The 23,406-nt window shown below is 63.6% G+C and carries 18 protein-coding genes; 6 read left to right on the forward strand and 12 right to left on the reverse strand.

Features of this window, described 5'->3' with window-relative positions; genetic code table 11:
* Nucleotides 1–6 precede the first annotated feature (6 nt).
* Both MESS2_RS01015 and MESS2_RS01020 read right to left on the reverse strand, forming a co-directional pair.
* The gene (locus tag MESS2_RS01015; RefSeq protein WP_008872159.1) at nucleotides 7–645 is read right to left on the reverse strand and encodes an acyl-homoserine-lactone synthase; all 639 of its coding nucleotides are present in this window, start codon (nucleotides 643–645) and stop codon (nucleotides 7–9) included.
* Nucleotides 646–742: 97 nt separating this feature from the next.
* Nucleotides 743–1,474 (reverse strand): helix-turn-helix transcriptional regulator, encoded by a 732-nt coding sequence (locus tag MESS2_RS01020; RefSeq protein ID WP_008872160.1) that lies wholly within the window; start codon nucleotides 1,472–1,474, stop codon nucleotides 743–745.
* 254 nt (nucleotides 1,475–1,728) lie between these two features.
* Here MESS2_RS01020 and MESS2_RS01025 point away from each other — a divergent pair, with 254 nt between their 5' ends.
* Nucleotides 1,729–2,574: a transporter substrate-binding domain-containing protein gene (locus tag MESS2_RS01025; RefSeq protein ID WP_083918316.1), complete on the forward strand. Its 846-nt coding sequence runs from the start codon at nucleotides 1,729–1,731 to the stop codon at nucleotides 2,572–2,574.
* Nucleotides 2,575–2,632: 58 nt separating this feature from the next.
* Here the strand turns inward: MESS2_RS01025 and MESS2_RS01030 are convergent, their stop codons facing one another.
* The gene (locus MESS2_RS01030; protein ID WP_008872162.1) at nucleotides 2,633–3,046 is read right to left on the reverse strand and encodes a tellurite resistance TerB family protein; all 414 of its coding nucleotides are present in this window, start codon (nucleotides 3,044–3,046) and stop codon (nucleotides 2,633–2,635) included.
* Between the two features lie 153 nt (nucleotides 3,047–3,199).
* On the opposite strand from MESS2_RS01030, the gene MESS2_RS01035 reads away from it, so the two are divergent.
* Nucleotides 3,200–4,849, forward strand: coding sequence for a lysine--tRNA ligase (locus MESS2_RS01035; protein WP_008872163.1), 1,650 nt, complete (start codon nucleotides 3,200–3,202; stop codon nucleotides 4,847–4,849).
* Here the strand turns inward: MESS2_RS01035 and MESS2_RS01040 are convergent.
* The 8 genes from MESS2_RS01040 to MESS2_RS01075 form a co-directional block, all read right to left on the reverse strand.
* Nucleotides 4,812–5,678 carry a thermonuclease family protein gene (locus tag MESS2_RS01040; protein WP_008872164.1) on the reverse strand — a complete coding sequence of 289 codons (867 nt, stop codon included), beginning with the start codon at nucleotides 5,676–5,678 and terminating at the stop codon, nucleotides 4,812–4,814. The genes MESS2_RS01035 and MESS2_RS01040 overlap by 38 nt on opposite strands.
* A 10-nt stretch (nucleotides 5,679–5,688) precedes the next feature.
* A complete protein-coding gene (locus tag MESS2_RS01045) occupies nucleotides 5,689–6,339 on the reverse strand; it encodes a S24 family peptidase (RefSeq protein ID WP_008872165.1) in 651 nt (216 codons plus the stop codon).
* A 207-nt stretch (nucleotides 6,340–6,546) separates the two neighbouring features.
* Complete coding sequence (locus tag MESS2_RS01050) at nucleotides 6,547–7,221, reverse strand: methyltransferase family protein (protein WP_008872166.1); 675 nt, start codon at nucleotides 7,219–7,221, stop codon at nucleotides 6,547–6,549.
* 69 nt (nucleotides 7,222–7,290) lie between these two features.
* Entirely contained in the window at nucleotides 7,291–9,510 is a 2,220-nt protein-coding gene (locus MESS2_RS01055) for a 3-hydroxyacyl-CoA dehydrogenase NAD-binding domain-containing protein (RefSeq protein WP_008872167.1), read from the reverse strand.
* Nucleotides 9,511–9,524: 14 nt separating this feature from the next.
* Entirely contained in the window at nucleotides 9,525–10,733 is a 1,209-nt protein-coding gene (locus tag MESS2_RS01060; protein WP_008872168.1) for an acetyl-CoA C-acetyltransferase, read from the reverse strand.
* Between the two features lie 31 nt (nucleotides 10,734–10,764).
* Nucleotides 10,765–11,937, reverse strand: coding sequence for an acyl-CoA dehydrogenase family protein (locus MESS2_RS01065; RefSeq protein ID WP_008872169.1), 1,173 nt, complete (start codon nucleotides 11,935–11,937; stop codon nucleotides 10,765–10,767).
* A 53-nt stretch (nucleotides 11,938–11,990) separates the two neighbouring features.
* Nucleotides 11,991–13,787, reverse strand: coding sequence for an acyl-CoA dehydrogenase (locus tag MESS2_RS01070; protein WP_008872170.1), 1,797 nt, complete (start codon nucleotides 13,785–13,787; stop codon nucleotides 11,991–11,993).
* A gap of 285 nt (nucleotides 13,788–14,072) precedes the next feature.
* Nucleotides 14,073–14,534: a MerR family transcriptional regulator gene (locus tag MESS2_RS01075; protein WP_083918317.1), complete on the reverse strand. Its 462-nt coding sequence runs from the start codon at nucleotides 14,532–14,534 to the stop codon at nucleotides 14,073–14,075.
* Between the two features lie 502 nt (nucleotides 14,535–15,036).
* Between MESS2_RS01075 and MESS2_RS01080 the strand changes: the two genes are divergently transcribed.
* The 4 genes from MESS2_RS01080 to MESS2_RS01095 all read left to right on the forward strand — a co-directional run bounded on the left by MESS2_RS01080 (nucleotide 15,037) and on the right by MESS2_RS01095 (nucleotide 22,264).
* Nucleotides 15,037–18,987 carry a peptidoglycan-binding protein gene (locus MESS2_RS01080; RefSeq protein ID WP_008872173.1) on the forward strand — a complete coding sequence of 1,317 codons (3,951 nt, stop codon included), beginning with the start codon at nucleotides 15,037–15,039 and terminating at the stop codon, nucleotides 18,985–18,987.
* A 192-nt stretch (nucleotides 18,988–19,179) separates the two neighbouring features.
* Nucleotides 19,180–20,103, forward strand: coding sequence for a sulfite exporter TauE/SafE family protein (locus MESS2_RS01085; RefSeq protein WP_008872174.1), 924 nt, complete (start codon nucleotides 19,180–19,182; stop codon nucleotides 20,101–20,103).
* Nucleotides 20,103–20,897 carry a TIGR02186 family protein gene (locus MESS2_RS01090; RefSeq protein WP_008872175.1) on the forward strand — a complete coding sequence of 265 codons (795 nt, stop codon included), beginning with the start codon at nucleotides 20,103–20,105 and terminating at the stop codon, nucleotides 20,895–20,897. The genes MESS2_RS01085 and MESS2_RS01090 overlap by 1 nt, the downstream gene beginning before the upstream one ends.
* A gap of 110 nt (nucleotides 20,898–21,007) precedes the next feature.
* Complete coding sequence (locus MESS2_RS01095; protein WP_008872176.1) at nucleotides 21,008–22,264, forward strand: Hsp70 family protein; 1,257 nt, start codon at nucleotides 21,008–21,010, stop codon at nucleotides 22,262–22,264.
* A gap of 5 nt (nucleotides 22,265–22,269) precedes the next feature.
* Here the strand turns inward: MESS2_RS01095 and MESS2_RS01100 are convergent, their stop codons facing one another.
* A complete protein-coding gene (locus MESS2_RS01100; protein WP_008872177.1) occupies nucleotides 22,270–23,160 on the reverse strand; it encodes a LysR family transcriptional regulator in 891 nt (296 codons plus the stop codon).
* Nucleotides 23,161–23,406: the final 246 nt, after the last annotated feature.

Here is a 23,406-nt window from a genome sequence, read left to right on the forward strand (position 1 = left end):
TCTCCATCACGATGCCCGCCTCATCCCGAGCATGTCGGGATATCCCCTGGCCAGCACCGGCGCGTAATGGTTGCGACGCGAACGCACCACGTCCAGCGTATGGTCGTTGAAGGTGAGCAGCGTGGCGACGACCTGCTGGTTGCCGTAAGTGCGCTGGTAGCCGAGCGGCGTGGCCAGGAAGTGCAGTTGCAACGCACGCAGGACCCACATCGGCTCGAATTCGATGATCACCTGGTTGACGTTGCGCTTCAGCCCCCACTCGACGAAACCGGCGATCAGCTCAGTGCCGACCGTCGACACGCCGCGCTTGCCGTCACGAAAGCCCGGCGCCACCGCATAACGGGTCAGTTCCCAGACATTCGGCCCCGAAGGCGGCGTGCCTTCATAGAGATCCGCCAGCACATCAGTCAGAAGATGCGCCCGCGTCGTCGGCAACATCCTCTGATAACCGGCCAGTTCGCCATTGCGGATGACAAGCTGATGTACCGCTTCGTCGTGGTCGAACTGGTCGATCTCAAGGCCATCGGGACGCTGCAGATCGGTCCAGCCCATCTCCTCGACAAAGATCTTGTAACGTAAGCGATGAACCGCCTCCCAAAGGTCGGGGCGTTCCATCAATTCCTGAGTATTTAGGGAAAAAAGCATTCGCCGTCTCCTGGTTTTAAGAGGAAGATACGGCCGGGCTGTCCCGAGAAAATTACGTGATCACGTAGGCAAGAATTTCTAGGCCGGCGCGGCCGACCTAGCTAATATAGCCGCGCCTTATCGCTTCCGCGACCGCCTGCACCCGGTTGACGGCACCGAGTTTGCTCTTGGCGTTAAGAAGGTGTTTCTCGGACGTGTGTTCCGAGATGCCGAGGATTTGCGAAATCTCCCACTCGGACTTGCCGACGGCCGCCCATTGCATGCATTCGCGCTCGCGCGGCGTCAGCTCAATGTGATCGATGGTCTTGTTGGCCATCGTGTGGAGCTGCATGGCGCGGCCGACGGCATAGGTCGACACCAGCGACACCAGCCCGAATTCGGCCCCCGACAGTTCGACGGCCTCGCCGCCCAGCGATACCATGACGATCTGGCCGTCCAGCGTAATCAGCGGGAAGGCCAGTCCGTCGCGCAGCTTGAATTCGCCGGCGTCGCCCATCACTTCGCCGCTGCTCTCGTCGATGCGAATGCCCTGAGCGGCCTCCCGCCACTGGAACGGCGCCTGAAGCTGCTTCATATGGCTGACGACAGGGTCGTGGTCGACATAGTTGCGCGACACATAGCGCTCCAGCCATTCCACCGGCCACTCGCAAAGCAGCACATGATCTTTTTGCTGGCCTCTTGGGGTGCCTGGCTGCGGTACCGTCCCGGCCATGAGTGCCGTCAGGCCGAACTCCGAGGTTATGCCAAGCAGCTTTTCGCAGACCGACGCCGCCGTGTTGGCGTGCTGCAGCTGATCTATGAATTCCAGTGTGCGATCGAAGTGACCCATCGCAACATCTACCCCATGTTGCCTTCCGCATTGAGATCGACGGTCCGGCGCTTAAACCTGCACCTTGCCATCGGCCCGTATGCAAACCCGCTGCCCCGCTGCTGCGCCCACGGTTAACCCCCAGCCGAGGCGATGCAATCATTTGCAAGCTTACTAATCATATCCCTAAATCAGCTTGATGAAATCAAAAACCGTTGTACCTGGGCCGTTTTCGTACGAAAAGCCAATAACCGGGACAAAACGGAGTTTGGGGCGTGGCAATTCGGTGGACATCCATCGTTTTGATGCTGGCATTGATGGGGGCGCAGTTGCTGACCGCGCGTGCCGCGGAGCCGCAAGTGCCGGTCTTGTGGGATGCCAAGGAGCGGCTGCCGAAGCCGGATCTCTCCAAATTGCCCCGGTTGCGTTTCCTGACCGCCACAGATTTCCCGCCTTTCAATTTCCTTGACGGGGCAGGCAGGTTGTCCGGCTTCCATGTCGATCTGGCGCGGGCCATCTGCGCCGAACTCGGCATCGCCGAAAAATGTCAGATCCAGGCGCTGCCCTGGGCCGAGCTCGAAGGCGCGCTGCAGAAGGGCGAAGGCGAAGCGATCATCGCCGGCATCGCCGCCACACCGGAGTCTCGATCGAAATATGCCTTCTCGCGCTCCTATTTGCAGTTTCCGGCGCGCTTCATCATGCCAAAGACAAAAGCGCTGGCGGAACCAATCTTCGACAGGTTGCGCGGCAAGCGCGTCGGCGTGCTCGCCGGCTCCGCGCATGAGCGGATGCTGCGCGACTATTTCGGCGCCGTTCAGATCATTCCATTCGAGCGGCCGGAAGACCTCTACGCCGAGCTCAGGGCCGGCAAGATCGATGCCGCCTTCGGCGACGGCATGCGTTTCGCCTTCTGGCTGGGCGGCTCCGATGCCGCGGGCTGCTGCCGCTTTGCCGGCGGCCCCTATCTGGCGCCGGAATATCTGGGCTCGGGCATGGCCATCGCCACGAGGACCGACGATCCGATGCTGGCCGCGGCATTCGACTACGCGTTGCAGGAGCTTTCCGTGAAGGGCATCTTCGCCGAATTCTATCTGCGCTATTTCCCGGTCAGTTTTTTCTGATCCGGCCCGGTCAGTTTTTTCTGATCCGGTCCAGTCAGCTTCTTCTGACGATCCTGCTTTAGGTCAGCGTCCGAAGCCGGGCCTTCGCCGCACGGCCAATGGCGGCGACAGTCAGCGTATCGAGATCGAGCTCCCGGCGGATGAGCTGCAGCACCCGCACCTCCTCCATGCGCATTTCGAGATCGACCGCCGCCACTTCGAAGGCGGCGGCGTAGGCCGTATCGCGCAATCGTTCGGGCAAGGCCTCGGCGACATTGGCCAAAACGCCTTCCAGACCGCCCTTTTCATGCAGCATCTTCTGGCAGGCCTGAGCGACCTCGACCAGCCGGTCATGGTTGAAATCCTCGAACACCGGCCATGCGCGGACGACGTCGCCGATCCGCGCCAGTTCGACATCGGTCATGTCGCGATCGGACGCCGAGGTGATGACCATCAGATAGATCAGGGCTTCATGCGGCGTCGGCAACGGCATTTTTTACTCCTTGAACGGGTTCCGAACTTAGGAACGCAGTATCTGTGCCGCAAGGAAAAAGAGCGGGCGATCGTTGACGCCCAAGACAGGCACGCCTAGAGACCGGTTGAAAAATCTAGCGGCTTTGCCGGATGAACGACCTGGAACAGTGACATGGCGGGATCAAACATCATCGATCTCAATCCCGAGGTGCTGGCGGCAGCGGCCGAAAGCAAGGCATGGCCGTTCGAGGAGGCCAAGAAGATCGTCGAGCGCTACAGAGGCACCGACTTTCCCGAGACCGTGCTGTTCGAGACCGGCTACGGCCCGTCGGGCCTGCCGCATATCGGCACGTTCGGCGAGGTTGCGCGCACCTCGATGGTTCGCCATGCCTTCCGCGTCCTGACCAGGGACACGGTCAAGACAAAATTGCTCTGCTTCTCCGACGACATGGACGGCATGCGCAAGATTCCCGACAACGTCCCGGATCGCGCCGCGCTTGAACCGCATCTGCACCAGCCGCTGTCGTCGGTCCCCAATCCGTTTGGCGGCGACTATGCGAGCTTCGCGGACCACAACAATGCGATGCTTTGCCGCTTCCTGGACACGTTCGGCTTCGACTACGAGTTCGCCAGCGCAACCGAATATTACAAGGCTGGCCGCTTCGACGCGGTCCTGCTGCGCGCCGCCGAACGCTACAGCGAGATCATGGCGGTGATGCTGCCGACGCTTGGGCCGGAGCGGCAGGCGACCTACAGCCCGTTCCTGCCGATTTCACCGAAGAGCGGTCGTGTGCTCTATGTCCCGATGAAGCGTGTCGACGCCAAGGCTGGCACCATCACCTTCGACGATGATGGCACAGAAACCACGCTGCCGGTGACTGGCGGCAAGGTGAAGCTGCAGTGGAAGCCGGATTTCGGCATGCGCTGGGCGGCGCTCGGCGTCGATTTCGAAATGTTCGGCAAGGATCACCAGACCAATGCGGTGATCTACGACCGTATCTGCAACATTCTGGGCGGGCGGGCGCCGGAGCATTTCGTCTATGAGCTGTTCCTCGACGAGAATGGCCAGAAGATCTCGAAGTCGAAGGGCAATGGACTGACCATCGACGAGTGGCTGACCTATGCGCCGACCGAAAGCCTGGGGCTCTATATGTACCAGCGGCCGCGGCAGGCCAAGAAGCTCTATTTCGACGTCATCCCAAGGGCGGTGGACGAATATTACACCTTCCTCGCCGCCTATCCCAGGCAGGATTGGAAAGAGCGGCTGGGCAATCCGGTCTGGCACATGCATGACGGCAACCCGCCGGCAATTGACCTGCCGGTGCCGTTCTCGCTGCTGCTCAATCTCGTCAGTGCCTCCAACGCCCAGAACAAGGATGTGCTGTGGGGCTTCATCTCGCGCCATGTACCTGGTGTAACGCCTCAGACGCATCCCGAGCTCGACAGGCTGACGGGCTATGCAATCCGCTATTTCGACGATTTCGTGAAGCCGACGAAAACCTTTCGCGCGGCCGACAATGTCGAGAGCGAGGCCCTGGCGGCGCTGTCGCAAGCGCTTGCCTCGCTTCCAGCCGGAGCAACCGGGGAAGCGATCCAGAACGCGGCGCTCAATGTCGCGCGCAGGATCGAGCGCTACCAGGACCATTCGAAGCAGAGCCCCGAAGGCGGGCCTGGCGTCTCCGTCGCCTTCTTCCAGATGATCTACCAGGTGCTGATCGGCCAGGAGCGCGGCCCGCGCTTCGGCTCCTTTGTCGCGCTCTATGGCATCGAGGAGACCCGCGCGCTCATTCAGAAGGCTCTGGCGGGTCAACTGGCGGCGTAGCGGTCGTTTCGGTCGAAGGCGTGGCCGTCGTCGCCGACGGATCGAGTATCGGCTGCGCCGCCGTCGGTGCTGCCACGACAGCCGGTACCGGCGGCAGGCCGGAGAGCTTTGGCGCCGGCCCGAAAATGCCTTTCTTGGCCTCACGCGCCTTCTCGCCGGCCTCGACGTAAGGGCTGCCCTTGGCGGCGCGCGCCCAGCCGTTTTCGATGAGCCACTGGCCGATGTCCTGCTTGCCGACCCGGCATTCGGCGGCGATAAGGTCGCGACCACCCTCAGGCGGCACCGTGCAGACCACCGCCCGGCCGCGCAGAAAGGCGCGGAACGCGGTGCGCGCCCGGATACCGCAGGCCCAGGATTTGCCGCCATCGGTGCAGGTTTCGTCCTGCTTGACAATTTCGATGCCGGAAACCGCGACCGAATAGCCTTTGGCCTCGATCACGCCGGCAGCCGGCGCGACCGGCTGGAACAGTTTTGTCCCTTTCCAGTCGTCGGGCATTTTGGTCTTGGGCGGCTTGGGCGGGGCGGCCAGCGCCAGTTCACTCAGCGGCGCGCGCGGCTCGACCCGTTCGAGTTCCTCGGCCTGAAGCTGCGGCTGCGCGACGACCTTGGGATCGATGGCCCTGGAATGCGCCTCCGCCTCCGGCTTTGCCGCCTGGTGTCTCGGAATTGCAGCGGCGGCAGGCACCTCGGCTCGGGCTTCCAAGCCGGCCTGCACCTGATCACCGGCGCTAGCGTCCTCGTCATGACGAACGACGCGGCCGCCAGCGACGATCGCTGTCCCCATCGCCAGGATAACCAACATCGCGACGGCAGCTTGAAGCGGGCGCATCGGCGGCACCCTATTGGCTTGCCCAGACAATCCGCGCCACCCATTCGACATCCCGCATGGGGATGTCGCGGTCCGGATGGTCGGGATTGAGCGAGACCAGCACGATCGACTTCGCCGTCTGGCGGTCGAGCACCTTGGCCATGACCTCGCCGGCGTTGGTTTTGACGACGACGCGGTCGCCCTTGCGGGTGGCGGCGCCAGGCTCGACGATCAGCACGTCGCCGTTGCGGTAGAGCGGCAGCATGGAATCGCCCTGGACCTGCAGCGCATAGGATGTTTCCGTCGCCCGCGCCGGAAGCTCGACCAGGTCCCAGCCCTGCCCCGCCGGAAAGCCGGCATCGTCGAAGAAGCCGCCGGCGCCGGCCTGGGCGAAGCCGAGCAACGGCACCGAAGACTTCTGCACCGGCAGCAATCCGGAATCGGACCTGCCCCGGCCTTCGACCAGACCGGTGAATTCGTCGAGCGAGGCGCCGGTCGCCTCAATGATCTTGGCCAGCGATTCGGTCGAGGGCCAGCGCGGGCGCCCATCCGAGGACAGCCGCTTCGACTTGTTGAAGGCGGTCGAATCAAGGCCCGCGCGCTTAGCCAGTCCGGAGGCCGAGAGCGAATAGCGCTCGGCCAGAGCGTCGATGGCGGCCCATACCCGATCATGCGAGAGCACTTTTTGCTCTGCCTCTTAATTTGAGCCCCGGAGGATTCGGAAAACCGCTGCACACTTTTTCGGTCCGGCGCTCTGCAACAGGAAAAAATACCTTCCCCGTTCTAGTCTTCGATCGCCGGTTTGTCCACCGGCTGTCCGGACAAGGGCGCGCGTCCATCGCCTGCCTCGATCAAGCTGTTCAATCGCTGGTGGATGGCGTGAGGGCGGTCACCATAAGCCGGGCACGAGCCGGTAGCGCACCGTTCGCGTGTAGTCGGTATAGCCGTCGAGCTCCGCTCTCAGCATTTTTTCCTCGTCCAGGATGCGCAGCACCAGGATCGGCACGTTGAGCAGCATGAAGAGCAGCCCCCAGTAAGACCCCAGTGCCAGCGGCACGCCGATGACTAGGATCAGCACGCTAACATACATTGGGTGCCGCACCAGTGCGTAGGGGCCGGTGGAGATGACGGTCTGGCCTGCCATCTTTTCGATCGTGGAAGCGGCGTAGCTGTTCTCACGGAAGACCGCGAGATCGATCATGAGGCCGAGCGCCACGAGAAAATTGCCCAACACCGAAACCCAGGCCGGGACATGCGACCAGCGGAAGCGGTAATCGAGCACGGAGACGATCACCAGCGCGATCGCACCGGCGAAGGCGAGCGTGATGATGACCTTCTGCGCCGCCCGGGTTTCCGCACCAGGACCGGCCTTGATGCGCCGTTCCAGCAGCGCCGGGTTCCTGAGCGCGAGGTAGATGCCGATGATGTTGGTCGAGAGCGTGAAGACAATGAGGAAGGCCCAGCCCTGCCAATAGGCCAGCGTTCCCGCCGGCACGAAGATGATGGCAGCGAGCACGAGCAGGCCGATAATGGCCGACTTCAGGGTGCGGATGGCGAGGTTCATCGCTTTTCTCCCGGGTTGACGGCGCTGGCCGTCAACCCGCTCTTGGCATCGCCCCCAAGCCAGGCGGCGTCAGGCCGCCTTCTTCACCTCGCCCTTCGCATAGGGATCGAAGCGCTGGTAGAAGGTCTCGTCCTTCTCGGCCATGTCGAGCAGCAGCTTCGGCGCCTTGAACTCGGCGCCGTATTTCTTCTGCAGGCCCTTGGCGATCTTGACGAACTTCTTGGCGCCGATGCCGTCGACGTAGGACAGAACACCGCCGGTGAAAGGCGCGAAGCCGAAGGCGAGGATCGAGCCGACATCGGCCTCGCGCGGATCGGTGACGATGCCTTCCTCCATCACCCGCGCCGCTTCCAGCGCGATGGTGACCAGCAGCCGCTGCTTCAGCTCCTCATAGTCGACCTTTTCCGGCGCAAGCTGCGGATAGAGATCCCTGAGGCCCGGCCACAGCTTCTTCTTGGCCGGCTTTTGCGGATAGTCATAGAAGCCTTTGCCGTTCTTGCGGCCGAAGCGGCCATGCGTGTCGACCAGCGTGTCGATCAGCGCCATCTGCTTCGGGTCGACCGCCTTGTCGCCGATATCCCTGATGGTCTGCTTCATGATCTTCTGGGCAAGGTCGATCGCCGTTTCGTCGGTCAGCGCCAGGGGACCGACCGGCATGCCGGCGGCTTTTGCCGCATTCTCTATCATCGGCGCCGGAACGCCCTCGATCAGCATCTTGTAGGCTTCCGACATGTAGCGCAGCACGCAGCGGTTGACGTAGAAGCCGCGCGTGTCGTTGACGACGATCGGCGTCTTCTTGATGGCGCGGACGAAGTCGATCGCGGTGGCCAGCGCCTTGTCGCCGGTCTTCTTGCCGAGGATGATCTCGACCAGCATCATCTTGTCGACCGGCGAGAAGAAGTGGATGCCGATGAAATTCTTCGCCCGCGCCGAATTCTTGGCCAGCGCGGTGATCGGGATGGTGGAGGTGTTCGAGGCGAAGATCGCCGACGGCTTCAGCACGGCTTCCGCCTGTTCGGTGGCTGCTTTCTTGACGGCCGAATCCTCGAACACCGCCTCGACGACAAGGTCGCAGCCGGCAAGATCGGCGTAGTCGGCCGTCGGCGTGATCAGCGACAAGAGCTTGTCTTTTTCCTCCGGCTTGGCGCGGCCCTTCTTCACCTGATCCGAAATCAGGCTGTCGGAATGCGCCTTGCCCTTGGCGGCGGACTCCATGTCGCGGTCGAGCAGCACCACCGGGATGCCGGCCTTGGCCGTGACATAGGCGATGCCGGCGCCCATGAAGCCGGCGCCGAGAATGCCGATCTTCTTGAACTTCGTTTCCGGCACGCCGGCCGGGCGGCGCGCGCCCTTGTTGAGTTCCTGCAGGGAGACGAACAGCGAACGGATCATCGCCGCCGCTTCCCTGGTCTGCATGATCTCGGTGAAATAGCGCTGCTCGATGCGCAAGCCGGTGTCGAACGGCACCAGCAGGCCTTCATAGACGCATTTCAGGATCGCGGCGGCGGCAGGATAGTTGCCATAGGTCTCGCGGCGCAGGATGGCGATGGCCGGTGGCCACAGATTGGCGCCGGCCACCGAATAGATCGGGCCGCCGGGTAGCTTGAAGCCCTTCTCGTCCCATGGCTGGACGGCTTTCAGGCCATTCCTGATCATCGCCTTGGCGACCTCGACCAGCTTCCTGGGCTCGGCGATCTCGTGGATCAGGCCCATCGACTTGGCCTTCTGCGGCGACAGCGTCTGGCCGGAGGTCAGCATCTGCAGCGCCTGCTGCTGGTCGGTCAGCCGCGGCACCCGCTGAGTGCCGCCGGCGCCCGGGAAGATGCCGATCTTCACTTCGGGAAGCGCCATCCTGACCTTGTCGGAATCGGCCGCGACACGGCCGTGGCAAGCGAGCGACAATTCGAACGCACCGCCCATGCAGGTGCCGTTGATCGCCGACACCCATGGTTTTCCGCACGTTTCCAGCTTGCGGAACAGTCCGGTCATCTTGCCGGCATTGTCGAACAGCGCCTTGGTCGCCTGCTCGGCGTTCCTGGCCTTGTCGGCGGCAAAGGTGGCCAGCATCTTCTGCAGCAAGGTGATATCGGCGCCGCCCGAAAAAGTGTCCTTGCCGGAGGTGATCACCGCACCCTTGATGGCGGCGTCGCCCGCCACCGTGTCGACAATGGCATTGAGTTCCAGCATCGCCTCTTCGGTGAAGACGTTCATCGAGCGGCCGGGCATGTCCCAGGTGACCAGCACGATGCCGTCAGCGTCGATGTCGAGGGTGAAATTGGTGTAGCTCATCGTCTTTCTCCCGGTCAGACGCGTTCGATGATCGTGGCGGTGCCCATGCCGGCGCCGATGCAGAGCGTCACCAGCGCGGTGTTCAAATCGCGGCGCTCCAGTTCGTCGAGCACCGTGCCGAAGATCATGGCGCCGGTGGCACCGAGCGGATGGCCCATGGCGATGGCGCCGCCATTGACGTTGATCCTGTCATGCGGAATCTCGAAAGCCTGCATGTAGCGCAGCACCACCGAAGCGAAAGCCTCGTTGAGCTCAAACAGGTCGATATCGGACAGTTTCATCCTGGCGCGCTGCAGCAGCTTCTCGGTGACATCGACCGGGCCAGTCAGCATCAGCACCGGTTCGGAGCCGATATTGGCGAAGGCGCGGATGCGTGCGCGCGGCTTCAGGCCGAGCGTCTTGCCCGCCTTCTTAGAGCCGAGCAGAACGGCGGCCGCACCATCGACGATGCCGGACGAATTGCCGGCATGGTGGACGTGGTTGACCTCTTCGACCTCGGGATGCTTCTGCACGGCGACGGCGTCGAAGCCGCCCATTTCGCCGGGCATGACGAAAGATGGATTGAGTGCCGCCAGCGACTGCATGTCGGTCGAGGGCCGCATGTGCTCGTCATGGTCGAGGATGGTCAGGCCGTTCTGGTCCTTGATCGAGATCACCGAATTCTTGAAGCGGCCCTCGCCCCAGGCCTTGGCGGCGCGCTTCTGGCTCTCGACGGCATAGGCGTCGACGTCGTCGCGCGAAAAGCCGTATTTGGTGGCGATCAGATCGGCCGAGATGCCTTGCGGCACGAACCAGCCAGGCAGGCCGACCGAGGGATCCATGAACCAGGCGCCGCCGGAGGCGCCCATGCCGACGCGCGACATCGATTCGACGCCGCCGGCAATGACGATCTCGTCAGACCCTTGCGCGATCTTGGCGGCGCCGAAATTGATGGCGTCGAGGCCGGAGGCGCAGAAGCGCGAGATCTGCATGCCAGGCGCCCTGGTGTCGTAACCGGCTTCAAAAGCGGCGGCGCGCGGAATGACGGAACCCGCCTCGCCGACAGGGTCGACGCAGCCGAAGATGATGTCGTCGACGGCGCCGGTATCGAGCTCGTTGCGGTCGCGGATCGCCTCGAGCACCTTGGCGCCGAGCCGCACCGCCGGCACTTCATGCAGCGAGCCATCCTTTTTGCCTTTGCCGCGCGGCGTGCGCACGGCGTCATAGACATAAGCCTCGGCCATTTTCTGCTCCTTGGGTTTGCTGAAAAGCTGCTCAGAGAGAGCGCCCGATCAGCAATTTCATGATCTCGTTGGTGCCGCCGTAGATGCGCTGGACGCGGGCGTCGCGGAACATGCGGGCGATCGGATATTCATTCATGTAGCCATAGCCGCCGTGCAATTGAAGGCATTCGTCAACGACTTTTCCCTGCAGGTCGGACAGCCAGTATTTGGCCATCGAGGCTGTGACCGGGTCCAAGCCGCCATTGATGTGGCGGGCGACGCAGTCATTGTAGAAGACGCGGCCGATGGTCGCCTCGGTCTTCAGTTCGGCCAGCTTGAACTGGGTGTTCTGGAAATCGATGATCGCCTTGCCGAAGGCCTTGCGCTCCTTGACGTACTCGATGGTCAGCGCCAGTGCGCGCTCGATCATGGCGATGGCCCCGGTGCCGATCTGCAGCCGCTCCTGTGGCAATTGCTGCATCAGTTGGACGAAGCCCTGGCCTTCCTCATGGCCGAGCAAATTGGAGGTCGGCACGCGCACGTCGTTGAAGAAGAGTTCCGACGTGTCGTTGGCTTTCAAGCCGATCTTGTCGAGGTTGCGGCCGCGCTCGAAGCCCTCCACCTCGTCGGTCTCGACGACGATCAGCGAGGTGCCCTTGGCGCCCTTCGCCGGATCGGTCTTGGTGACGACGATGATGAAATTGGCGAGCTGGCCATTGGTGATGAAGGTCTTGGAGCCATTGACCTTGTACCGATTGCCGTCCTTCTCGGCGCGCGTCTTGACGCCTTGCAGGTCGGAGCCGGCGCCCGGTTCGGTCATGGCGATGGCGCCGATCAGCTCGCCTGTGGCGAGTTTCGGCAGCCACTTCTTCTTCTGCTCTTCCGAGCCATAGTGGAGGATGTAGGGGGCGACGATCGAATTGTGCAGGCCGATACCGAAGCCATCGACGCCGACATGGCCGATCGCCTCGATGATGGCGCTCTCATGCGCGAAGGTGCCGCCGGAGCCGCCATATTGCTCCGGCATCGAAGCGCAGAGCAGACCGGCCGCACCTGCCTTCAGCCAGCTTTCGCGGTCGACCATCTCGTTCTTCTCGAACTCGTCGTAGCGCGGCGCGATCTCTTCCGACATGAAGCGAGACGCCATGTCGTAGAGCATGCCGACCTCGTCCGCCGCCCAAGCGGGCTTCGGCAGGCCAAGAATTTCGGCTGGATTTGTCGCCACGATTTCCTCCGCGTTCCGACAATTGTGGGCCGGCGGCGCCGGCCCGCCAAACCCTAGAACGCTTCAGCCGGCAGCGCCATTAGCGTGTCCGCGCCACTGGAAATGCGGGCGAGGTGCGCCGATGTCTCGGGCATAATGCGCTCCATGAAAAAGCGCGCCGTCACCAGCTTGTTGTCGTAGAAGGACGAAGCGCCGTTGGCGCCGTTCGCCAGCTTCGCGCCGGCGGCCTTCGCCATCTGCGCCCACATGTAGCCCAGCGCCACAAGGCCGAAGAGATGCATATAGTCGGTCGAGGCCGCGCCCGCATTGTCGGGCTTGGCCATGCCGTTCTGCACCAGCCACATGGTCGCCGCCTGCAAATCGTTGAGGCCCTTCTTCAGCGCCTTGGTGAAGGGCGCCATATTCTCGTCGGTGCGGTTCTCCTCGCAGAACTCGCCGACCTCGCTGAAGAAGGCCTGCACGGCGCGGCCGCCGTTCAAGCCAAGCTTGCGGCCGACGAGATCGAGCGCCTGGATGCCATTGGCGCCTTCATAGATCATGGCGATGCGGGCATCGCGCACGAACTGGCTCATGCCGTGCTCTTCGATATAGCCATGGCCGCCGAACACCTGCTGCGCCATGACAGCGTGGTCGAAGCCCTTGTCGGTGAGCACGCCCTTGACCACCGGCGTCATCAGCCCGGTGTAGTCGTCGGCGGCCTGGCGGTCCTTGTCGTCAGCGGAGCGGTGGGCGATATCGGACTTGATCGCCGTCCACAGCGCCAGCGCGCGACCGGCCTCGTTGAAGGCCTTCATGGTCATCAGGCCGCGGCGGATGTCGGGATGGACGATGATCGGGTCGGCCTTCTTGTCCGGTGCCTTGGCCCCGGACAGCGAGCGGCCCTGCAGGCGGTCCTTGGCGTAGGAAACGGCATTCTGATAGGCGACCTCCGACAGCGAAAGCCCCTGCAGGCCGACGCCGAGGCGGGCCTCGTTCATCATGGTGAACATGGCCTTCAAGCCGCCATTCGCCTCGCCAAGCAAAGTGCCCTCGGCCTCGTCATAGTTCATGACGCAGGTCGAGTTCCCATGGATGCCCATCTTCTCCTCGATAGAGCCGCAGGAGACGGTGTTCCTCTTGCCGGGATTGCCCGACGTATCGAGCTTGAGCTTGGGCACAATGAACAGCGAAATACCCTTCACGCCTTCCGGCGCGCCCTCGATGCGGGCCAGCACCAGATGGACGATGTTATCCGACATGTCGTGCTCGCCGGCCGAGATGAAGATTTTCTGGCCAGAGATCTTGTACGTGCCGTCGCCGTTGGGAACGGCCTTGGTGCGCAGCAGGCCAAGATCGGTGCCGCAATGCGGCTCGGTCAGGTTCATGGTGCCGGTCCAGGCGCCCTCTACCATCTTCGGCAGCCAGGTCGCCTTCTGCTCGTCGGTGCCATGGGTGATGATGGCCGCGATGGCGCCCTGCGTCAGGCCGGGATACATCATCAGCGACATATTGGCCGACACCATATATTCGGCGACAGCGGTATGAACCGCGTAGGGTAGGCCCTGCCCGCCGAACTCGACGGGTGCGGCCAGCCCCATCCAGCCGCCTTCGCGATACTGGTCGAAGGCCTCCTTGAAGCCTTTCGGCGTCGTCACCGAACCATCGTCAAGGCGCACGCAGCCTTCCGTGTCGCCGACGCGGTTCAGCGGCTGCATGACGTTTTCGGCGAGCTTGGCGCCCTCGGCGAGGATCGCCTCGACCACGTCCGGCGTCGCATCGGAGAAGCCCGGAAGATTGGAATAGCGCTGGTAGCCCAACACCTCGTTCAGCACGAACAGCGTGTCCTGGACCGGCGCCCTGTAGATCGGCATGCTTTTCCTCCACCATGCGGACTTGGCCCCGGAATCAAGCCGTGCACGGCAGGCGGACCAATGTTGAAGTCGGGATAGCAAAAATTGACGTTTGCGTAAACGTCAATTTTTTGATGCGACAAATTTTCCCGACGCCACGCACGTGAGCGTAACGGCGTGATGCGCCGTAAGCCAGCGCGGAATGTCTCCGTATGGAGGACCTTGAGCAACGCAAAGAACCGCGCGGCAAGGCCACGCGGCTCTTACTTGTCTGGCGGCCGTTCGCCGGAGGCCGGCGGGAGGGATTTAGCTGGCGACGCTGGCCTGAGGCGCCGAACGCTCGATCAGCATCTGGCGCACCGCCGCCATCGAGTTGCTCAACTCGCCGATGGCGTCCTCGATCAGCGCCCGCTGCTTCTGCAGGCGGGCAAGCTGCTTCTCCGACTTGTCGAGCGCCAGCCGCAACTGCTTGGTGTTGGAGCCGGTCGGATCGTAGAGATCCATCATCTGCTTGACGTCGCGCAGCGAGAATCCGACCTTGCGGCCGAGCAGGATCAGTTTCAGCCGCGCCTTGTCGCGACGCGTGTAGAGACGGGTCGAGCCGTCGCGCTGCGGATTGAGAAGGCCCTTGTCCTCGTAGAAACGCAGCGTGCGCAGCGTTACTCCGTAGTTCTTGGCCATCTCACCGATGCGGGCAAGGTCCTCGCCGGCTTCGACAGACATATCATTGGTATTGGCCGCGGCTTCGCCGGGCGAAACAAGTTTCATGGTCACTGGCTTTCCCCGTCTGGTGGCATCGCGGTCCGGGACCTTGCGTCGCCTGAGTGGAAGCGGGGGCGTGCTTCCAGTCGTGGTTTCAACAAACAAATCGCAAAAGACGCGGTCTGTGCACCTTTTACGTTTACGTCAATTCTATACCGATAGCCGTCTCACGACGCAAGGGCATTGTGTTGGGGCGTGTATGGGCGGAACGTTATGCCGCATCCCCCCGGCGCACGGACACCTCGCGCAGCAGGCGGCCCCAACAACGTTGCAACTTCTTAAGCTTGGTTAACGCGTTGTTTACCACGTTGGGCGAAATGTGCGCATGTCGGCACCCCGTGTTTATCCTGTAGCGAATTTTTCACGGTTTTTCGAAGCGCGGGTGAAATCCCGGGAAGTTCGCCTTCCACCGCAGCAAAGCCGCGCGGTCGCCTCGTTCCCGGCAGGACTTTGGGAAACTGGCCATACGCCAGCAAGACGGGCCAGCAATTCTGAAACGGGCGCATCGATGAACAGCAAGCGGTCCTATCTCGATACACTCAACGCCGGCAGGCAGCGCCGGCCGCATACCACGCTTGAAGAGCTCAACCGTTCCCTGGAAACGCTGGAGCAGCGGCTGGAGCGCACGCGCGAGGATGCAAATGTGCGTCCCGATCCACGCCGACCGGGCGCGGAGCCGCGCTATGCCAGCGCCCAGCCCTATGGCCAGCAGCGCTGGTATGAGGAGCCGCGCCCCGCGCAGCAGCGGCCGAAAGGCCCGGCGCCGGCCGCCTTCGACCAGAATTACCAGGCGATCGCCCGAGACATCGACCGCGTGCGCGGCCAGGAGGACGGCGTCGCCGTGGTCGGCAAGATCGCCGGCGAACTGCGCGGTTTGCGCGAGGAACTGCGCCACCAGATGACTGCCGGCTTGCAGCGCGAGTTCGACGCTCTGCGCAAGGACATCGAGCGGGCCTTCCAGGCAAGCGCTCAGCCGGGAGGCGGCAAGGGCAGCGCCGAACTCGGCGTCGAGTTCGAGCGGCTTTCCGGCGCCATCCAGACCCTGGCCGAAAAGAGCGACGACCGAAGCGTCAACATGCTTCGTCTCGAACTGGAGCAGGTCAAAGCCGCGCTCGATACGCTGGCGCGCGAGGAAAGCGTGCAGGCGGTCGGTCGCCGCTGGGACGAATTCGACCGCCGCTGGAGCGCTTTCGAAGATCGCGTCGATGCCGATCAGCAGAAGCGGTCGGACGCGCCCGGCCTCGCGATGCTGACCGACCGGCTCGAACAGATCAGCAATGCCGTCAACAATCTGCCGGAATCGCTGTCGCTGCGTTCGCTCGAAGACAAGGTCCGCACGCTTGCCGGCGCCGTCGACCATTTCGCCAGCCAGCAGGACAATCGCAGCAGCGGCACATTCGGCATGATCGACGAGCGGCTGGACGAGATTTCCCGCGCCATCGTCGCCTCGACCGTCGCGGCGCAAGCCAATTCATTCGATCCGGAACCCTTCGAACGCATCGAGAAGCGCATCGCCTCGCTTGCCCAGCAGATCGAGGAAGTCGCGCAGGACCGGCCCGGCAATCAGGTGATCGACCAGCTCAACATGCTGTCGAGCCGGGTCGACGATCTCGCCGGCCGCGCCAATCTGCCGGAGCAGGCGATGGAGCGCCTCGGCAAGCAGATCGCGCTCATTGCCGACAAGATCGACCGGGCGCCCGCCATGCCGGACGCCGAATATATTTTCCAGGGCCTCGAACAGCGCTTCGATGTGCTGTCCGGCATGATGGAACGCCGCCAGGGCGACGCCATCGAACAGGGCAACATGCTGTTTCGCGATCTCGAACGCCGGCTGGACGAAGTCGCCGACAGGCTGGACCAGCGCACGTCGCAGGTCGACAGCACCGGCATCATGGACGCCATCGATGCCCGCTTCACCGCGCTCGCCAATCGTATGGAGACGCGCGCTCCCGATCCCGCCGGCGAGGCGGCGATCCGTGGCCTGGAAAGCCGGCTGGAGGATATCTCTCACCGGCTGGATTCGTCCGCGGCACAAGTCGCCGGCATCGACCCGGCGCTGATCCGCAGCCTGGAAGCGCAGGTCGCGGGCCTGTCGGCCCATCTTTCGAAGCCGGGCACACCACTGCCGGAATTCGAGGACATCAGCCCGCGCCTCAACGAGATCGAGAAGTCGCTGGCTGGAACCCGCGATTCCATCCTCACCGTGGCGCGCGAGGCAGCCGAGAACGCCGTCAGTTCGCTGGCCGGCTCCAGCGCCAACACAGCGGCCGTTTCCGGGCTCGCCCAGGATCTGAAGACCCTCGAATCACTGACGCGCCGTTCCGACGAGCGCAATTCGCGAACCTTCGAGGCTATCCACGACACGCTGCTGAAGATCGTCGACCGGCTGGGGTCGCTGGAAACCAGCGAGCCGACCGACGCGGTGAGCGAACTTCTGAATGTGCAACCGGTCGATCAGAACAGCTGGCGTGGCGGGGGGCGGTCAAAGATGACCGTTCAAGCTGCGCCGTCCATGGATATCGACCAGCCACTGCCGCTGACGGGCGACATGGCCGAACTCGAGAGCCGTGCCGCTGCCATCATGCGCAACGAGCCAAACACGCGCACACCGGCCGAAGCTGCCGCCGCGGCGGCCATGGCGGCGCTTGGTTCCGACACGCTGCCAGAACAGGACGAACAGGCCCGCGGCCGCAGATCGATGTTCGGCGGACTGGCGCGTGCCTTCAAGGGCAAGAAGGAGGCGGACATTCCGCCGCTTGCCGGTTCGGCGCCTGGTGTCGAGATACCAAGCGTCGACCTTGACGAGCCGCTCGACCCCAGGCTCGCCAACCGGCCGCTGGAGCCCGGCTCCGGCGCGCCCGACCTCAATGCCATCATGAAGCGCGTTCGCGATGAGCGCGGGCCGGCCGCCAGGACCGGCGACACCGGTACGGCGAAGTCGGATTTCATCGCGGCGGCCAGACGAGCGGCACAGGCAGCAGCAGCCGAGGCCGAGGTTCTCAAGCGGCAGTCGACGAAGAGCGGCCCGGTGAAGGCGCTCAGAATCGGCGACCTGCTCAAGAAGCGGCGCAAGCCGATCCTGATGGCCGCCGCCGCTGTCATGCTGGCGCTCGCCGGCCTGCAGTTGGGCAAGGCCTTTTTCTCGGATCCCGTCGAAATGGCCAGCAACGATGCGACGCCGATCGTGGCGGCGCAGCCGGTGGAAACCGCGTCGGCCGTCGCCACCAGCGAGCCGAAGACGGCTGCGCAAATCGCAGATCAGGACAGCGAGCCGGACCGTAGTGTCAGGCAGGCGGAGCCATCCGCTCCCCGGAGCAAGGACGACATGCCGGCGCAGACCGCTCTCGGCGAGCCGGCCAACGCCGAACTCCCGATGGATTCCGTGTCCGAAGAGCCAGTTCCTGCTCCCACGGCCCCTGCTCCCATGGCTTCGGCGGCATCGCCTGATCCGATGGCCGCGGCGCCAGAATCGACTATCTCTGCACCTGCGAAACCCGCCGCTGCCGAGCCAATGGCCAATGCACCGGCGACCACGCCGAGCGCCCAGGACATGACCGGCACGGTTCCACCCGCGGATGCTTCGACGACGCCAGCCATTGCCAAGATCGACATACCGGCCGATGCCGGCCCGGCAGCGTTGCGCGACGCCGCGGCCGGCGGCGACGCCAAGGCGTTGTTCGAGATCGGCTCGCGCTATGCCGAATCGCGCGGCGTCAAGGAAGACATGGCCGCGGCCGCCAAATGGTACGAGAAATCAGCCGAACTCGGCTTCGCCCCGGCGGAGTACCGCATCGGCAATTTCTACGAGAAGGGCGTGGGCGTCGCGCGCGACGTCAAGAAGTCGAAGACCTGGTACCAGCTGGCCGCGGAACAGGGCAACGCCAGCGCCATGCATAATCTGGCCGTGCTCTTCGCCATGGCGGCGGACGGGGTGACCGACAATGAATCGGCCGCCAAGTGGTTCCAGGCCGCCGCCGATCTCGGCGTCAAGGACAGCCAGTTCAATCTCGGCATCCTGGCGGCGAAAGGCGTCGGCATGAAGCAGAACCTCGAGGAATCCTACAAATGGTTCACGCTCGTCGCCAAGACCGGCGACAAGGACGCGGCGGCAAAGCGCGACGAGATCGCGAACGCACTCAGGCCCGAGCAGTTGGAACGCGCCCGCGCCGCCGCCGAACTGTGGAAGGCAAAACCGCTCGATCCGGCGGCCAATTCGGCCGACATTCCCGAATCCTGGCAGGACGGCACGCCCCAGACCACCGCCAGCGTCGATATGAAAAAGGCGGTTCAGAACATCCAGCGCATCCTCAACAAGAACGGCTATGAGGCCGGTAGCGCCGACGGCGTGATGGGCGGGAAAACCAAGACCGCGATCATGGCTTTCCAGAGCGACAACAAGATGAAGGCGACCGGTACGGTCGACGAAAAGCTGATCAGGGCGTTGCTGGCGCGCAAATAACGGCAGATGCGTCGTTTACACGATGCCCTTGCCACACATTTGCCTGTTAACTGATTGAGTTGTTTTTTGTTTCGGCGGCGCGGCGAGGTTTGACTTCGCCGTCCGGCCGGCGCAAGAACAATTTAGCTTTTTTGGCGCAAGATGCCCGCAACGGTTGCATTCGCCGACAGGCATACTGATCGAGACTGACGGGTGGGCATCTATCTCCCGATCGCGGAAATTTCCGTCAACGTCTTCGTGCTGCTGGCCATGGGCGCGGCGGTGGGTTTCCTGTCGGGCATGTTCGGGGTGGGCGGCGGCTTCCTCATCACGCCGCTGCTGATCTTCTACAACATTCCGCCTGCGATCGCGGTCGCCACCGGCGCCAACCAGGTCATCGCCTCCTCCTTCTCCGGCGCGTTGTCGCATGTGAAGCGCGGGACGCTCGACTTCAAGCTCGGCGGGGTGCTTTTGGCCGGCGGCATCGTCGGCTCCACCGCCGGCATCTTCGTCTTCGGGTTCCTGCGCCGGCTCGGCCAGCTCGACCTGTTTATCTCGCTGCTCTATGTCGTGCTGCTCGGCACTGTCGGCGGGCTGATGCTGGTCGAGAGCGTCAATGCACTGCGCGCCACCCGCAGTGGTGCCGCCCCGGTGCTGAAGAAACCCGGCCAGCACAACTGGATCCACCGCTTGCCGCTGAAGATGCGCTTCAGGGCCTCGAAGCTGTTCGTCAGTGTCATCCCGGTGCTTGGGCTGGGCGCCGGCATCGGTTTCCTGTCGTCGATCATGGGTGTCGGCGGCGGCTTCATCATGGTGCCGGCGCTGATCTACCTCCTGAAAGTGCCGACCAATGTCGTCATCGGCACTTCGCTGTTCCAGATCATCTTCACCTCCGCCTACACCACGCTGGTCCACGCCACCACCAACCAGACGGTCGACGTCATGCTCGCCTTCCTGCTGATGGCGGGCGGCGTCGCCGGCGCGCAATATGGCGCCAAGGCCGGCCAGAGGCTGCGCGGCGAGCAGCTCAGGGCGTTGCTGGCGCTGCTGGTGCTGGCGGTCGCGATCCGGCTTGCCATCGATCTGTTCGTGACTCCGCCCAACCTCTATTCGCTCTCCGGCGTGGATCTGGGCTGATGGCGGGTGCGAGGGCGTTCGTTGCCGCTGCCTGGCTGACGCTCTCGGTCGTCGCCGCGTTGCCGGCGATGGCGCAGACGCCACCGGTCGAAAATATCCAGATCGGCCTGTCCACCGACAATGTCTCGATCACCGCCGACTTTTCCGGTGCCGATCTCACCATTTTCGGCTCGCTGGAAAACGCCGACCCGCTTGTCGCGCGCCGGGGGCGATACGATGTCATCGTTGTCCTGGAAGGACCGGCCCGGCCGGTTGTCGTGCGCCGCAAGGACCGGGTGCTCGGCATCTGGATCAACCTGGAATCCGAGACCTTCGAAAACGTGCCGGTGTCCTATTCGGTGGCGACGACGCGCCCGCTGCAGGATGTCACCGATCCGAACAGCTACAAGCAATTGTCGCTCGGCGCGTCCAACCTTTACATGCAGCCGGCCGATGCCGGCGACAGCCCGGCGACGATCCAGGAATTCACCGCGGCGCTGCGCGAGCGCAAGGCGGCGACCGGCCTCTACAGCGAGAATGTCGGCGGCGTGCAGTTCCTGTCGCAGAACCTGTTTCGCGCCACCGTCAGGCTCGCGCCCAACGTTCCGGTCGGCACGCACAAGGCCCGCGCCTTCCTGTTCAAGAGCGGCCTGTTCATCAAGGAAAGCTCCGCCCAGCTCGAAATCCGCAAGTCCGGCTTCGAACAGTCGATCTTCCGCGTCGCGCACGACTATTCCTTCCTCTACGGCGTCTTCGCCGTATCGCTGGCCATGCTGACGGGCTGGCTGGGAAGGCTCGTCTTCCGCAAGGACTGATCTTTTCCGAAAGACGGTTCCCCTTTCGAGCTTCATGGGTTAGACCGCGATCCCCGGCCTGGCCGAAGCGCGAGCTGTCGCTCCCCACATCAAGAATACAGGATCTTGCGATGCGACCAGCATTCGGCGGTATCGATTTCGGCACGTCCAATTCCACGATTGGCGTTGTCGACAACGGGCGGCCGCGCCTGGTGGCGCTTGAGGACGGCCAGGTGACGCTGCCAAGTGCCGTGTTCTTCAATTTCGAGGACAACCGAACCCATTTCGGGCGCCGCGCGATTTCCGACTATACCGACAGCATCGAGGGCCGGCTGATGCGCTCACTGAAGAGCGTGCTCGGCAGTTCGCTCGCCCACGAAAAGACGCGCATCAAGGCGCGGTCGATCGCCTTCATGGAGATCGTCGGCCTGTTCGTCGGCCATCTGAAGAAACGGCTGGAGGAGGATGCCGGCGAGACGGTCGAGAGCGTGGTGCTCGGCCGTCCGGTGCAGTTCGTCGACGACGATCCGGAAGCCGATGCGAGGGCGCAGGGCGAGCTTGAAAACGCCGCCCGCGCCCAGGGCTTCAAGCATATCGCCTTCCAGTTCGAGCCGATCGCCGCGGCACTCGACTATGAACAGAAGGTGACGCGGGAAGAATTGGCGCTGATCGTCGACATGGGCGGCGGCACGTCCGACTTCTCGATCGTGCGGGTCTCGCCGCAGCGCGCCCGCTCGCTCGACCGCAAGGACGATATCCTGGCCAGCCGCGGCATCCATATCGGCGGCACCGACTTCGACCGGCTGCTGAGCATCGTCCATGTCATGCCCGAGCTCGGCTATTTGACGCCAACCAAGGACGGCAAGCGCAATCTGCCGGCCAGTTACTTCATCGACCTGGCGACATGGCAGCGCATCAACCTCGTCTACACCGCCAGGGCGATGTCGCATCTCAGGCAGATCCGCTACGAGGCCGAACGCGCCGATCTGGTCGACCGCTTCATTCATGTCGTCGAGCATCGCTACGGGCACGCGCTGGCCGCCTTGGTCGAACGGGCCAAGATCGAGCTGACCGAGCAATTGTCGGCGCAGGTCGCGGTTGCGCTGCCGGGAGTGGAATTCGCGGCCGAAATCACACGCGCCGGGCTGGAGGCAACGATTGCCCGAGACATCGGGCAGGTGGCGGCCACGGTCGAACAGACCATCAGGGATGCCCGGGTGAAGCCGTCCGACATCACCGCGGTGTTCCTGACCGGCGGCTCGACCGCGATCCCGCTGGCAAGACAGGAGATCCTGGCGCTGGTGCCGCAGGCGTCCGTCATCGAAGGCGACATGTTCGGTTCGGTCGGGCTTGGGCTGGCGTTGGACGCCCAGCGGAAGTTCGGCTGATCCGCTTACGCTGACGCCTTGGGCTTTGCGCCGAGATGCGCCTTGAGCGCCATCTGGGCGAGGCTTGCCTGGCGGTCGCGGTGGGTGATGATGGCGAAGTCGCGCTGCGGCAGGTCGATCGGCACCGAGCGCAGGCTGCCTTCGGCAATCGCGCCGGCGACGACAAGCTCGGAAATGATGCTGGCGCCGGCGCCGGCCTCGACCGCCTGGCGGATCGCCTCGTTGCTCGGCAGGACGAGGAATATCTGGAGATCGGCGAACGAGACCGCCTGGCGGCGCGCCAGATCCTCCAGCACCTCGCGCGTGCCTGAGCCGGCTTCGCGGATGATCCAGCGCAGCGCCCTGATATCGGGGGTGCCGTGCGGCGCCATCTTTGGATGGGATCGCGCCACGACCAGCAGCAGCCTGTCGACGTCGACCTTGGCGCGCCGCAACACGTCGGATTCGGTGCGCCCCTCGACCAGGCCGAAGTCCGCCGTGCCATCGAGAACGTGGGTCTCGACCTGTCTCGTATTGCCGATGGTGACGCTCAGCCTGACGGCGGGATAGGCCTCATGGAAAGACGCCAGCCGGCGCGGCAGCCAGTAGCTGGCGATGGTCTGGCTGGCAGCGATGGAGAGGCTTCCGGTGATCGTCTGCGAGACATGTTCCAGCACATTGCTGGCGGCAGCGGCGCGCTCGAGCACGGCCTTGGCCTCGGGCAAGAACCGGTGTCCGGCCTGGGCAAGCTCGATGTTGCGGCCGACCCGATTGAATAGCTGGACGCCGTGCTGTTGCTCGAGGGAACGGATAGCGGCAGACGCCGCCGATTGGGAGATGCCCAAAAGCTCGGCCGCCTTGGTCATATGGCCGCGCTCGGCGACGGCTACGAAGATGCGCAATTGATCCAGGGTCATGCCGAATTAAGAAGCAAATTCGATTGGAATTACAAGAGCAAGTTGTTAGACAGATCGATTGGTTTGTTCTAAATTTTGAAGCGAAGTTAGAAAAAAATCGCGGCCGAGTGACAAAGGCTTAGAAATTGATAGGGCGCTTCAGATCCCTGTTCGCCAGTTGGACCCGCATCCTGCGGCGGCGGCTCGCGGGCGATGGCTACCACCCGGAAGAACATTACATGCGTGGTCCCGGGCCAAAGACGCGAG

The organism is Mesorhizobium metallidurans STM 2683, assembly GCF_000350085.1.
Taxonomy (GTDB): domain Bacteria; phylum Pseudomonadota; class Alphaproteobacteria; order Rhizobiales; family Rhizobiaceae; genus Mesorhizobium; species Mesorhizobium metallidurans.

Bases quoted from the DNA above. Each gene is read 5' to 3' on its own strand.
- MESS2_RS01020 (WP_008872160.1), bottom strand. From the start codon at position 1,474: ATGGGTCACTTCGATCGCACACTGGAATTCATAGATCAGCTGCAGCAC.
- MESS2_RS01075 (WP_083918317.1), bottom strand. From the start codon at position 14,534: ATGAAACTTGTTTCGCCCGGCGAAGCCGCGGCCAATACCAATGATATG.
- MESS2_RS01100 (WP_008872177.1), bottom strand. From the start codon at position 23,160: ATGACCCTGGATCAATTGCGCATCTTCGTAGCCGTCGCCGAGCGCGGC.
- MESS2_RS01015 (WP_008872159.1), bottom strand. From the start codon at position 645: ATGCTTTTTTCCCTAAATACTCAGGAATTGATGGAACGCCCCGACCTT.
- MESS2_RS01050 (WP_008872166.1), bottom strand. From the start codon at position 7,221: ATGAACCTCGCCATCCGCACCCTGAAGTCGGCCATTATCGGCCTGCTC.
- MESS2_RS01095 (WP_008872176.1), top strand. From the start codon at position 21,008: ATGCGACCAGCATTCGGCGGTATCGATTTCGGCACGTCCAATTCCACG.
- MESS2_RS01090 (WP_008872175.1), top strand. From the start codon at position 20,103: ATGGCGGGTGCGAGGGCGTTCGTTGCCGCTGCCTGGCTGACGCTCTCG.
- MESS2_RS01080 (WP_008872173.1), top strand. From the start codon at position 15,037: ATGAACAGCAAGCGGTCCTATCTCGATACACTCAACGCCGGCAGGCAG.
- MESS2_RS01035 (WP_008872163.1), top strand. From the start codon at position 3,200: ATGGCGGGATCAAACATCATCGATCTCAATCCCGAGGTGCTGGCGGCA.
- MESS2_RS01055 (WP_008872167.1), bottom strand. From the start codon at position 9,510: ATGAGCTACACCAATTTCACCCTCGACATCGACGCTGACGGCATCGTG.
- MESS2_RS01070 (WP_008872170.1), bottom strand. From the start codon at position 13,787: ATGCCGATCTACAGGGCGCCGGTCCAGGACACGCTGTTCGTGCTGAAC.
- MESS2_RS01030 (WP_008872162.1), bottom strand. From the start codon at position 3,046: ATGCCGTTGCCGACGCCGCATGAAGCCCTGATCTATCTGATGGTCATC.
- MESS2_RS01060 (WP_008872168.1), bottom strand. From the start codon at position 10,733: ATGGCCGAGGCTTATGTCTATGACGCCGTGCGCACGCCGCGCGGCAAA.
- MESS2_RS01040 (WP_008872164.1), bottom strand. From the start codon at position 5,678: ATGCGCCCGCTTCAAGCTGCCGTCGCGATGTTGGTTATCCTGGCGATG.